The 13,583-nt window shown below is 72.5% G+C and carries 6 protein-coding genes; all 6 read left to right on the forward strand.

The window, feature by feature from the left end; all coding sequences use genetic code 11:
* Window positions 1-9,000: non-ribosomal peptide synthetase (locus AQJ58_RS26130; RefSeq protein ID WP_159056341.1), on the forward strand; the 9,000-nt coding region annotated here is incomplete at its 5' end.
* On the forward strand, window positions 8,997-9,893 hold the full coding sequence (locus AQJ58_RS26135; RefSeq protein ID WP_067254309.1) for an alpha/beta hydrolase: 897 nt from the start codon (window positions 8,997-8,999) through the stop codon (window positions 9,891-9,893). The genes AQJ58_RS26130 and AQJ58_RS26135, both read left to right, overlap by 4 nt.
* On the forward strand, window positions 9,890-11,182 hold the full coding sequence (gene kynU / locus AQJ58_RS26140; protein ID WP_067254311.1) for a kynureninase: 1,293 nt from the start codon (window positions 9,890-9,892) through the stop codon (window positions 11,180-11,182). Before AQJ58_RS26135 ends, kynU begins: the two co-directional genes overlap by 4 nt.
* A gap of 91 nt (window positions 11,183-11,273) precedes the next feature.
* Window positions 11,274-12,545: a cation:proton antiporter gene (locus AQJ58_RS26145; RefSeq protein ID WP_079079249.1), complete on the forward strand. Its 1,272-nt coding sequence runs from the start codon at window positions 11,274-11,276 to the stop codon at window positions 12,543-12,545.
* A gap of 196 nt (window positions 12,546-12,741) precedes the next feature.
* Window positions 12,742-12,954: an MbtH family protein gene (locus AQJ58_RS26150; RefSeq protein ID WP_067254314.1), complete on the forward strand. Its 213-nt coding sequence runs from the start codon at window positions 12,742-12,744 to the stop codon at window positions 12,952-12,954.
* A complete protein-coding gene (locus AQJ58_RS26155) occupies window positions 12,954-13,517 on the forward strand; it encodes a hypothetical protein (protein WP_067254317.1) in 564 nt (187 codons plus the stop codon). Before AQJ58_RS26150 ends, AQJ58_RS26155 begins: the two co-directional genes overlap by 1 nt.
* Window positions 13,518-13,583 lie beyond the last annotated feature (66 nt).

Raw genomic sequence — 13,583 nt, forward strand, 5'->3', positions numbered from 1 at the left:
CGCACCACGCTGGACGGCCTGCCCGAAGAAGTCACCCTGCCCTCCGACCGCCCCCGCCCACCGGCCGCCACCCACACCGGCGACTACCTCGAAGTCCGGATCGACCCCGCCCTGCACCGCGCCCTCACCGGGCTGGCCCGCCGCAACGGCACCACCCTCTTCATGGTCCTCCAGGCCGGACTGGCCGCCCTGATGACACGCATGGGCTGCGGCACCGACATCCCCATCGGCAGCCCCATCGCCGGACGCACCGACCAGGCCATGGACGACCTCATCGGCTTCTTCGTCAACACCCTCGTCCTGCGCACCGACACCTCCGGAAATCCCACCTTCGAGGAACTGGTCCGCCGCGTCCGGGACACCGCCCTGAACGCCTACGCCCACCAGGACCTGCCGTTCGAGTACCTCGTCGAGGTGCTCAACCCGGCCCGGTCGCTGACACACCACCCGCTGTTCCAGGTGATGCTGGCCCTGCAGAACGCGCCCAAGGCCCGCTTCGAACTGCCCGGCCTGGAAGCCACCGTCTTCCAGGCCCGCACCGGCACCGCGAAGTTCGACCTGTTCTTCAGCCTCGCAGAGCGCAAGACGGACGACGGGGCGCCGGACGGCATCGAGGGCGCGGTCGAGTTCGCGTCGGATCTGTACGACGCCGACACCGTGCGCGGCCTGTTCCTCAGGTGGACGCGCCTGCTCACCGAGGCCGCCGCCGACCCGTCCCAGCGGCTGGGCGAGATCGATGTGCTGGGGGCCGCCGAACGGCGCACGCTCCTCCACGACCGGAACGCGACACAGGCGGAGGGCGCTCGCACGCCGTTCGTCGAGTTGTTCGCCCGGCAGGCCGAGCGGACTCCGCACGCCCCGGCGGTCGTGGCCGACGAGGAGGAGCTGACCTACGGCGTGCTGCACGAGCGGTCGAACCGGCTGGCCCATGTGCTCGCCCGGCGCGGAGCGAGTCCGGGGCGGCTGGTCGCGGTGGCGCTGCCGCGCTCGGCGGACCTGGTCACCGTACTGCTGGCGATCGCGAAGACCGGTGCCGCCTACGTCCCCCTGGACCTCGCCCACCCGGCCGCGCGGATCGGGCTGATTCTGCGGGAGGCGAGGCCCACGCTGATCGTGGGCACAGGGCCGACCCTGGCGGACCTGCCCGACCACGGCACGACGTCGGTGGCCCTCGACGACCCGCACCTGCGGGCCGCCGTCGCGGACGCGCCGCAGGAGGCTCCGCGGGCCCGGACCGGGCTGAGGGAGGCGGCGTACGTGATCTTCACGTCCGGGTCGACCGGCCGGCCGAAGGGCGTCGTCGTCGAACACGGGGCGCTTGCCAACCTCCTGCTGGGGATGCGGGACCTCGTCCCGATGGGGGCCGAGGACGCGCTGCTCGCGGTGACGACGATCGCCTTCGACATCGCCGCGCTGGAGATCTACCTGCCGCTGATCAGCGGAGCGCGGGTGGTGCTCGCGGCCGAGGAGACGGTCGCCCGGCCCGCCGCCCTGGTCGAGCTGATCCGGCGGACCGGTGTGACCGTGGTCCAGGCGACGCCGTCCTGGTGGCAGATGGTCGCCTCGCACGACCTCGGCGGGCTCGGCGGCCTGCGCATGCTGGTCGGCGGCGAGGCACTGCCGGCGCCGCTGGCCGACCGGATGCGGGACACCGGCCGCGAGGTGCTCAACGTCTACGGCCCGACCGAGACGACGATCTGGTCGACCGCCGCCGCGCTGGCCGGCCGGACCGACACCGCGATCGGCCGCCCGATTCGCAACACCCGGCTCTACGTGCTGGACGAGTGGCTCCAGCCGGTGCCTTCCGGGTCGCTCGGCGAGCTGTACATCGCCGGTGAAGGGCTGGCCCGCGGTTACCTCGGCCGGCCGTCGCTGACCGCCGGGCGCTTCACCGCGGACCCGTACGGCCCGGCCGGAACGCGTATGTACCGCACGGGCGACCTCGTCCGCTGGACCGCCGACGGCGAGCTGGAGTTCGCCGGGCGGGTGGACCACCAGGTCAAGCTCCGCGGTTTCCGGATCGAACTGGGCGAGGTCGAGTCCGTGCTCGCGGCCCACCCGAGGGTCGCCCAGGCGGCGGCGGTGGTCCGTGAGGACCGGCCGGGGGACCGGCGCCTGGTGGCGTATGTGGTGCCCGGCGCCGACGGGGAGGCGCCGGATGCGGGCCGGCCGCAGGAGCACGACCAGGTCGACGCCTGGCGGGACCTTTACGACACGCTGTACGCCTCCTCCGCCCAGGCGCCCTTCGGGGAGGACTTCGCCAGCTGGAACAGCAGCTACGACGGCCGACCCGTGCCGCTCGACGAGATGCGCGAGTGGCGCGACCGCACCGTGGAGCGGATCGGTGAACTCCGGCCGCGGCACGTCCTGGAGATCGGCGTGGGCACCGGCCTGCTGCTGTCGCGACTGGCTGCCGACTGCGAGAGTTACTGGGGCACGGACATCTCGCCGTCGGTGATCGACACGCTGCGCGGGCACGTGGCCGCCGACCGCGAGCTCGCCGAGCGGGTACGCCTGTTCGTGCGGCCCGCGCACGACGTAGAGGGGCTTCCCGAGGGGCACTTCGATGTCGTCGTCCTGAACTCGGTGATCCAGTACTTCCCCCATGCCGACTACCTCGAACGCGTGATCAGCGGCGCACTGCGGCTGCTCGCCCCCGGCGGCGCGGTCTTCCTCGGTGACGTCCGCAACCTGCGCCTGCACCGCACGTTCGTCACCGGAGTCCAGGCCGCCCGCGCGGGCACCGGGGACAACCCCGACGCATTGCGGCGGGCCGTCGAGCACGGAGTGATCCTCGAGAAGGAACTCCTGGTCGACCCGGAGTACTTCACCCTGCTCCAGGGCCGTGTGCCCGAGCTGACGGGTCACGCCATCCAGGTCAGGCGCGGCCGGGCGCACAACGAGATGACCCGCTACCGGTACGACGTCGTCCTGGCCAAGCAGGGTCGCCCGCTGCACCGGATCACCGAGGCCGGGCAGCTGCCCTGGTCCGACGGCGGCTTCGCCGCGGTGGCCGCACTGCTCGGCGGCGAACGGCCCGCGGCCGTGCGCGTGACCGGGATCCCGAACGGCCGGATCACGCACGAGGCGGCCCTCGCGAAGGCGGTGCGGGACGGCACCCGCCTGCCCGACGCACCGGTCGGCGCCGGTGTCGAGACCGAGGACCTGTACGACCTCGCGGCCGTGCACGGCTACCGGGTGTGGGTCACGTGGTCGGCGTCCGACCCGAACGCCCTGGAGGCACTCTTCGCCGACCCCGGCGCCGTCCCGGCCGCCGGGACGGCGGTGGGACCGCCGGCGGACCTGTACCGGCCGGCCGTCTCCCCGTCCTCCCGGGCCGAGCTGTCGTCGTTCACCAACAGTCCGCTGACCGGACGGGACAGCGGAGCCCTCATCGGCCGCCTGCGGGACCACGTGCGCGAGCAGCTCCCCGACTACATGACGCCGGCGGCGTTCGTGCTGCTGAACGCCCTTCCGCTCACGCCCCACCGCAAGCTCGACCGGGACGCGCTGCCCGCGCCGGACTTCGCCGTGAGCGGCTCTTCCCGCGAGGCACGTACACCGCAGGAGCACATCGTCTGCGACCTCTTCGCGCAGGTGCTCGGTCTGGCGCGGGTCGGCGTCCACGACGGCTTCTTCGACCTCGGCGGCCACTCGCTGCTGGCCACGCAGTTCATCGCCCGGCTGCGGGCGATGTTCGGCGTCGAACTGCCGCTGCGCGTGTTGTTCGAGGCCTCCACCCCGGCCGGTGTGGCCGCCCGGCTCGACGAGGGGGGCGCGGCCCGCCCGGCACTGGTGCGCCGGCCGCGTCCCGAGGTGCTGCCGCTGTCGTTCGCCCAGCGCCGGCTGTGGTTCATCCACCAGATGGAGGGGCTGGGCGGGATGTACAACATCCCGCTCGGCCTGAGACTGACGGGCACGCTGGACCGGCAGGCCCTCCAGGTCGCCCTGACCGACGTCGTCGGCCGGCACGAGAGCCTGCGCACGGTGTTCCCCGACGACGGGGGAGTACCGCGCCAGGTGGTCCTCGCGCCCGAGTCGGCGAAGCTGGTCCTGAACGACCGAGCGCTCACCGCAGAGGAGCTTCCGGCAGCGCTGGAGAGGGCGGCGCGCTACCCGTTCGACCTGGCGACGGAGCCGCCGATCCGCGCGGACCTGTTCCAGGCGGCCCCGGACGAGCACGTCCTGCTGCTGGTGGTGCACCACATCGCCGGGGACGGCTGGTCGCTCGGCCCGCTCGCCGGAGATCTGGCCCGGGCCTACGCCGTCCGCGCGGCCGGGGCCGAGCCGGACTGGGCCGAACTGCCGGTCCAGTACGCCGACTACACCCTGTGGCAGAACGAGCTGCTCGGCGACCAGGACGACGCCGACAGTCTCCTCGCCCGCCAGCTCTCCTACTGGACACAGCAGCTCGCCGACGCCCCGGCGGCGCTGGAGCTGCCCACGGACCGGCCGCGGCCGACGGTGGCGTCCTACCGCGGCGACTACGTCACCGTGCGGATCCCGGCCCCGCTGCACGAGCGGCTGGCCGACCTGGCACGCCGGTCGGGCGCGACCCTGTTCATGGTGCTCCAGGCGGGCCTGTCCGCCCTGCTGAACCGGCTCGGCGCCGGCACCGACATCGTCACCGGCAGCCCGATCGCCGGGCGCACCGACCAGACGCTGGACGAACTGGTCGGCTTCTTCGTCAACACGCTGGTCCTGCGCACCGATCTCTCCGACGACCCCACGTTCGAACAACTGGTGGAACGAGTCCGGGAGACCGCGCTGGCCGCGTACGCGCACCAGGACGTGCCGTTCGAGTACCTGGTGGAGAAGCTGAACCCGCCGCGCTCGCTGGGCAGGCATCCGTTCTTCGGTGTCATGTTCGCCCTCCAGAACGCGGCGGAAGGCACCTTCCAGCTCCCCGGCCTGCGCGTCGAGGTCGTCCCCGGGCGCACCGGCACCGCCAAGTTCGACCTGTTCTTCAGCCTCGCCGAGCAGCGCGGCCCGGACGGAGCGGCGGACGGCATCTCCGGTGTCGTCGAATACGCCGGCGACCTCTACGAAGCCGCGACCGTGCGCGACCTGTTCGCCCGCTGGGTGCAGCTGCTGGAGTCGGCGGTGACCGACGCGGCCCGGCCGTGCAGCAGGCTGGAGCTGCTGGCTCCGCACGAGCGGCACGAGATGCTCGCCGCCGCCGTCGGGCCCACCGTGCCGCCCTGCGCGGCCGGACTGCCCGAACTGTTCACCGCCCGCGCCGCCGCGACCCCCGACGCCGTCGCGGTGGCCGACGACGACAGCACCTACACCTACGCAGAGATCGACGGCTGGTCCGCCCGGCTGGCCGCCGTGCTCGCCGAGCACGGCGTCACCCGCGGCAGCACGGTGGCACTGCTGATGCAGCGCTCGCCCGTCCTGGTCGCGGCCATCCTCGCGGTGCTGCGGACCGGGGCGGCCTATGTCCCGCTCGACTCCCGGTATCCCGCCTCCCGTCAGCGCCTGGTGCTGGAGGAGACGACCGCCGCGCTGCTGCTGACGGACCCCGCCTCGCAGACCGGCCTCGGCGACTTCGGAACACCCCTCCTCGTGCTCGACCCGAAGCCGGACTCCCTCGCGGCGTCCGCACCGCCCGCAGTGCGGATCGACGGCGACGATGCGGCGTACATCATGTACACCTCCGGCTCGACGGGGCGCCCGAAGGGCGTGGTCGTCACCCACCGCAACATCGCCGACTTCGTCGCCGACCCGTGCTGGCACGGCGGCGCCCAACGCCGGGTGCTGCTGCACTCACCTCTCGCGTTCGATCTGTCGACGTACGAACTGTGGGTGCCGCTCCTCACCGGCGGGCGCATCGAGCTGGCCCCGCCCGGGGAACTCGACGCGCGCACCCTCGCCGACGTCATCGTGCGGCGGCGGATCACCTCGCTGTGGCTGACCAGCTCGCTGTTCAACCTGATGGCCGACCTGGAGCCGGGTTGCTTCGCCGCGGTCGAGCAGGCGTGGGCGGGCGGCGAGCCGGTGTCCGTCGCCTCCGTCCGGCGGCTGCTCGAGCTGCACCCCCACCTGCTGGTGGTCGACGGTTACGGCCCCACCGAGGCGACGACCTTCGCCAGCTACCACCCCGTGCCCGCCGCCGAGGCCGCCGCGCTCGGCACGTCGGTGCCGATCGGGCGACCGATGGCGAACATGGGCACCTACGTGCTCGACGCCGCGCTGCGGCCGGTCCCGCCGGGCGTGGTCGGCGAGCTGTACCTGGCCGGGACCGGAGTCGGCCGCGGATACCTGAGCCGCCCCGGACTCACCGCCGAACGGTTCGTCGCCTGCCCCTACGGCCCGCCCGGCCTGCGCATGTACCGCACCGGCGACCTCGCCCGGTGGACACCGGACCACGTGCTGGAGTACGCCGGCCGCGTCGACCAGCAGGTGAAGCTGCGCGGCTTCCGCATCGAGCCCGGCGAGATCGAGGCGATCCTGCTGGAACACCCGGGCGTGACACAGGCCGCGGCGGTGATGCGGCGCGACCTCGCCGAGGAAGCACAACTGGTCGCCTACGTCGTGCCCGGGAACGCCGAGCGGGACCGGCAGGCCGAGGCCGATCAGGTCGGCGAGTGGCTCGAGGTGCACGACTCCCTGTACGGATCCGAGCGCGACGAGGTCCTCGGCGAGGACTTCACGGGCTGGGTCAGCAGCTACGACGGACAGCCCGTCGCCGGCCACGCCATGCGCGAGTGGCGCGAGCGCACCGTCGAGCGAATCCAGGAGCTGAACCCCACCCGGATCCTGGAGATCGGCGTGGGCACCGGCCTATTGCTCGCCCGCCTGGCACCGGACGCGGAGGAATACGTCGCGACCGACTTCTCCCCGACGGTCGTGGACGCGCTGCGGCGGCGGGTGGCTGCCGACCCCGCGCTGGCCGGCCGGGTCCGCCTGCTGACCCGGGCCGCGCACGAGCTCGCCGGCCTGCCGGAGGGGCACTTCGACACGGTCGTCATCAACTCGGTGGTCCAGTACTTCCCGAACGCCGACTACCTCGCCGAGGTCCTCGACACCGCCCTCAGGCTGCTCGCCCCCGGCGGCTCGGTATTCGTCGGTGACGTCCGCAACCTCCGCCTGCTGGACGCGTTCGCCGCCGGGGTGCAGGCCGGCCGTACGGGCACGCACGACCTGTCCGCCCTGCGTGACGCCGTCGCCCAGATGACCCGGCTGGAGAACGAACTCCTCATCGACCCGTACTACTTCACCGCGCTGCGGGCCCAACTGCCGGAACTGGGGGAGGTGTCCGTACGGCTCAAGCGCGGCCGCCACGACACCGAGCTGTCCCGCTTCCGCTACGACGTGGTGCTGCGCAAGAGGGACGGGAACCCCAAGCCGGCCCTCGCCGCGGAAACCCTGGACTGGACCACCGCGGCCGGCCCGGCCGGGGTGGTGGAGCGGCTGGAGTCGACCCGGCCCGCGGCCCTGGTCGTCACGGATGTGCCCAACCCCCGGGTCACCGCCGACGTGGCCCTCGCCGACGCGCTGCGCTCCGGCGAGATGGCGCCCGCCGCCGAGGCCCGCACCACCGTCGACGACTGGTACGAGCTGGGGGAGCGGCTGTCGTACCGGGTCGCGGTCACCTGGTCGGCCACAGCCCGCGACCGCGTGGACGTCGTGTTCGCCGACGCCGTCGCGCTGGAGGGGGCGCCCGACCCCCTGCCGGCCACTCTCGGCTCGGCGCTGCCCGCCCCCGGCGCCACCGGAACCGACGCCCCGGAACCGACGGCGCGCTTCACCAACGACCCGACCGCGGCCCGCGGGGACGCCGCCCTGGTGACGTCCTTGCGCGAGTTCGCCCAGGAGCGGCTGCCCGCCTTCATGGTGCCGTCGGTGTTCGTCCCGCTGGACGCGCTGCCGCTGACTCCGAACGGAAAGCTCGACCGGGCCGCTCTGCCACGCCACGATCCCCGCCCGGGTGCGGCCGCGCGGGCGCCGCGCACACCGCACGAGCAGGTCGTGTGCGAGCTGTTCGCCGAACTGCTCGGCGTCCCCTCCGCCGGGCTCGACGACAACTTCTTCGACCTGGGCGGACACTCGCTGCTCGCCACGCGGCTCATCGCGCGGATCAAGTCGGCCTTCGGCGTGGACGTCGGCCTGCGGTCCCTCTTCGAGTCGCCGACACCCGCCGGGGTGGCGAGCCGGCTGGACATGGACGACTCCGACAGCGGCTACGACGTCATCCTGCCGCTGCGGGCCACCGGCAACGAGCCGCCCCTGTTCTGTGTGCATCCCGGCGGCGGCATCGGCTGGTCCTTCATGGGCCTGATCCGCCACCTCGACCCGGACATCCCCGTCTTCGCGGTCCAGGCGCGGAGTCTCGCACGGCCCGAGGAGAAGCGCCCGGCCGGTATGGAGCAGATGGCGGCCGACTACGCGGACCACCTCGAGGCGACCTACCCCTCCGGGCCGTACCGCGTCCTGGGCTGGTCGTTCGGCGGACTGGCGGCGCACGCCCTCGCCACGGAACTGCAACGGCGCGGCAGGACGGTGGACCTGCTCACGGTGCTCGACGTCCACCCCGGCTGGCAGGGCCTGACCCATGACGACGTGCCTCCCCTGGACGACCAGAACATGCGACCCCACCTGGAGTTCCTGATGCGACTGGTCGGCTTCGACCCCGACCTCTTCGACGACGACGTCTTCGTCTTCGACGAGGTCATGAAGCTGCTGCGGAGCCGCGGCAGCGCCCTGGGAGCCCTGGACGAGGACCGGCTGCGCTCGATCGTGGCGATCTCCGCCAACAACAACCACCTGATGATCGACTACCGGCCCGCGGTGTTCGACGGGGACATCCTGCTGCTCGCCGCCACCGACCAGCAGGCCCCCGAGATCACCGCCGCCGCCTGGCGCCCCTACCTCACCGGGGAGGTACACACCCACGTCGTCGCCGGTGACCACGGAACCCTGCTCTCCCGCCCGGCCTCGCTGGCCCAGGTCGGTGCCGCCGTCTCCGCGGCGCTGCGCGGAACGGGCCTCTCATGACCGCCCGGACGCCCCTGACCAGGGCCGAACTGGACCGCCAGTACGCGCCGAGCCATCTGGTGCCGAGCCTGCCGCACTACCTCGACGAGTACGCCGCCCTCAGCGCCGAGGCGCGCCGCGCACCCGGTGTGCGGACCGGCCTGCGCTACGGCTCCGGGGCCGCGGAGAAGCTCGACTTCTGGCCGGCGCAGCGCGGACCCGCCCCGGTCCAGATCTTCGTGCACGGCGGCAACTGGCAGGAACTCACCGAACGCAGCTCGGCGTTCGCGGCGCTCCCGTTCCGCCGCGCCGGCGCCGCGTTCGCCGCCGTCGGATACGGACTCGCCCCCGCCACGCCGTTGGACGAGATCGTGGCCAGTGTGCGCCGGTGCGTCCGATGGATCCACGAGCAAGCCGACGGCCTGGGGATCGACCCGCGGCGGATGCACCTCAGCGGCACCTCGGCGGGCGCCCACCTCGCCGCGATGGCCCTGGTCCCGGCGGGCCCGCGCGATACCGGAGCGGCCGGCCTCCTCGCCGGTGCCGCCCTGCTCAGCGGCATCTACGACCTCGCCCCGGTCAGCCGTTCCTACGTCAACGAGGCGCTGCGGCTGGACGCCGACGGGGTCCGCCGCAACAGCCCGCCCGGTCTGCTGCCCGCCGTACTGCCGCCGGTCGTACTGGCGCGGGGTGGCATCGAGACCGAGGAGTACGTCCGCCAGCACGCCCTCATGGGCGACGCCCTGCGCCGCCGGGGCGCCCTGGCGGCGGACGTCGTGGAACCCGACCGCAACCACTTCGACCTGCCCTACGACCTCGCGGACCCGTCGACGCCGCTCGGCCGCGCGGTGCTGGCACAGATGCGGCTCCTCGACGACGAGCGGGACGACCGGACCGCGGAGGTGACAGCATGACGACAGACGCGTTCACATCGGTGGTGGGCCGCTTCGACGGCACGCGCGACGAGGCCGAACGGTACGACAGGGCCGACCCGCTCGGGTTTCTGCGCGACCGCTTCGTGCACGCCGAGCCGGACCTGATCTACCTGGACGGCAACTCGCTCGGGCGACTGCCCGCCGCCACCGCGGACTTCGTGGCCGACGTCGTGCGCGACGGCTGGGGCCGCGGCCTGATCCGCTCCTGGAACGACTGGATCGACTGGAGCGGGCGGATCGGCGACCGGCTGGCGGCCCATGTCCTCGGCGCCGGCCCGGGCGAGGTGGCGCTGTCCGACTCGACCACCGTCAACCTCTACAAGCTCGCCTGGGCGGCCCTCGACCTCGCCCCGCACCGGCACGCCCTCGTGGTGGACGCGGACGACTTCCCCACCAACAGGTACGTCGCCCAGGGCCTCGCACGGCAACGCGGCCTCAGCCTGCGCCTGGTCCACTCCGACCTGGACCGGGGCATGGACCTGGAGCGGCTGCGGGCCGTGCTCGACGACGAGGTCGCCCTCGTCATCCTGTCGCACGTGGCGTACCGCAGCGGGGCGCTGGCCGACATGGCCGCCGTCAACGCCATGGCCCGCGAGGCCGGGGCGCTGGTGCTGTGGGACCTGTCCCACGCCGCCGGGGCGGTTCCGGTCCGGCTCACCGAGGACGGCGCGGACCTCGCCGTCGGCTGCACCTACAAGTACCTCAACGGCGGCCCCGGCTCGCCTGCCTTTCTCTATGTCCGCCGCCCGCTGCAGCGGCGGCTCCGGCAGCCGGTCCAGGGCTGGTTCGGGCAGCGCGACCAGTTCGCGATGGCAGCGGACTTCGATCCCGTCGAGGGGATCGACCGGTTCCTGACGGGCACGCCGCCGATGCTCTCCACGGCCGCACTGGTGCCCGCGCTCGGGCTGGTCGAGGAGGCGGGCGTCGACCGGCTGCGGGCGAAAGGCCGCCTGCTCGGCGAACTCGCCGTGGACCTCGCGGCCCGCTGGCTCGCATCGCTCGGGTTCCGGCTGGCCTCCCCGGAGGATCCGGACGGGCGCGGCTCGCACATCACCCTGTGGCACCCGGAGGCCTGGCGGATCTGCCGGGCACTGGCCGACGAAGCGGGCGTCGTCTGCGACTACCGGGAGCCCGACCGGCTGCGCATCGGGCCGTCCCCGGCGTACACCCGCTTCACGGACGTCTGGGACGCGCTCGACCGGACCAGGCGCCTGGTGGATAGCGGCCGGCACACCCGACTGCCGCGCGAGAAGGCCCGCATCACCTGACATCAGGCCCGCCTGTCGCGAACGGACGTCTCGACCACCGATCTCTGGACACCACCGATCTCCGGACCGCATCCCCCGGGAGCGCACGGCTATGACCACCCATCAGGTGACCATGCTCTTCCTCGCTCTGGCGGCGATCTCGCTCCTGGCGGCAGCCGCCGGGGCCCTGGCCCGGCGGCTGCGCCAGCCACCGGTCATCGGCGAGGTCCTCCTCGGCGTGCTGCTGGGCCCGACGCTGCTCGACGGCGCCGTCTCGGACACGCTGTTCCCCGCGGAGATCCGCCCCTTCCTCACCGCCCTGGCGAACATCGGCGTGGCCCTGTTCATGTTCGGTGTGGGCGCGGAGCTGGACGCGGGGATGATGCGCGGACGCCGGGTCGTGGCCGGCACCGTCGCGGCCGGCTCCATCGCCCTGCCCTTCGCGCTCGGCGCGCTGCTCGCCCTGTATCTGTTCCACGCTCACCCGACCGACGACCGGACGGGATTCGTGCTGTTCATGGGCGCCGCGATGTCGGTCACCGCGTTCCCGGTGCTGGCCCGTATCCTCACCGATCGCGGGATGCAGCGCACCTGGCTGGGAACCGTCGCGCTGGCCTGTGCCGCGATCGACGACGTGCTGGCCTGGACGCTGTTGGCCGTCTTGGTGGCGGTCAGCGGGGCGGGCACCGGTGCCCCGTGGCTCCTCCTGCTCTTTGTGCCGTACGTGCTGCTGATGGTCACGGTCGTCCGGCCCCTCCTGCGCCGCCTCCTGGAGAACCGGAGCATGGACGGACCGGGCCGTTCGGCCGCGCTGGTCGTGGTCCTCGTCGGCCTGCTGACCTCTGCCGCCTTCACCGAGTGGATCGGCCTGCACTTCATCTTCGGCGCCTTCGCCTTCGGCGCGGTCATGCCGCGACGTACCTCCGCGGGCGAGCCGTCGGACGTCACCGGCCAGGTCCGGACGCACATGTCCACCCTGAACGATCTGCTGCTGTTGCCCATCTTCTTCATCGTGGCGGGTCTGAAGGTGGACCTGTCCGGTATGAGCGGCACCGACGTCGTGGAGCTCGCACTCATCCTGGCCGCGGCGGTGGGCGGCAAGTTCGCCGGAGCCTTCCTCGCGGCCCGCGCCACCGGCATGAAGAACCGGCCGGCGAGCGCGCTCGCCGTCCTCATCAACACGCGCGGTTTGACGGAACTCATCATCCTCACCGTCGGTCTGCAACTAGGCTTGCTGGACGAGGAGTTGTACTCGATCATGGTGGTGATGGCACTCGTCACCACGGCGATGGCCGGCCCGCTGCTGCAACTGATCTACCCCGCGCGCCCGGCCGCGCCCACGCCGGAGCAGAGCGAATCCCTCCCGCACGAGGTGACTCGTTGACCCCGCGCCGCACCGCAAAGAACGCACCGGTCCGTCCCGCCGGCGGGACACACGACAGGCGCGCGGCCGCCGGATAAGGTGATTCCGGAAATCGCGCCGGCGGCGGCCGGCAGACGCCCGCTCAGCCTCCTTCCCTTGCTGCTTTTCTGGTGAGAAGAAAAACCTCGCGTCCACCGTCCTACTGAGGGAGCATAGAATGTCCAACCCGTTCGACGACTCCGATGGCACGTTTCTCGTGCTCGTCAACGAGGAAGGCCAGCATTCGCTCTGGCCGGCTTTCGCCGAGGTGCCGGCGGGCTGGACCGTGGCCCTCCAGGAAACCGATCGACAATCGTGCCTGGACTACGTCGAGGAACACTGGACCGATATGCGACCGCTCAGCCTCGTGCGGCAGATGGGAGAAGCGTGATGGGCGCCGACATGCAGCAGTTCCTGCTGACCGAGGACGATCTGGACGAGTCGTTCTTCGGCGAGGAGCCCAGTGTCGCGTACGATCCCGTCTTCGTCTCCGGCGACGAGTCGGGCAGGGTGCTCATCGACCTGATCAATATGCTCACCCACGGCTCGCACCCGGAGGCCTCGGACCACGCCTCCGCGCTCTACACCAGCGTCGTCGGATCGGTGGTCTTCCACAACGTCTCGCGGTTCGCCGGCACCGGCGCCCAGCGGGTCTTCCAGGAGTTCGTGGAAGCCCTCCACAAGTGCGACGCCTACCGGATGCAGTTGAACGACGGCATGCAGTTCGACGTCTCCAAGGCCGCCGTGGAACCGCTCGACGGGAGCACCGGCGACGCGGTGGTCACACGGTGGGTGACGACGTCGGAGGAGTACCGGATCGAGGGCTCCTGGGCGGTCGCCGTCGAGGGCGACGTCCTGTCGTTCGTCAACGTGCGCGTCCCCGACGCGTCCGCGATCCACCGACTGGCCCGCATGGCCCTCGACCGGCTCGCGGGGCGGGCGGCGTCCTCCTGACGACCGCGCCCCCGTCGCGGTCACGGCACACGAGGCGGCGGGCCGGATTCACTTCCGGTCCGCCGC

Source organism: Streptomyces sp. DSM 15324 (assembly GCF_001514285.1).
Classification (GTDB): domain Bacteria; phylum Actinomycetota; class Actinomycetes; order Streptomycetales; family Streptomycetaceae; genus Streptomyces.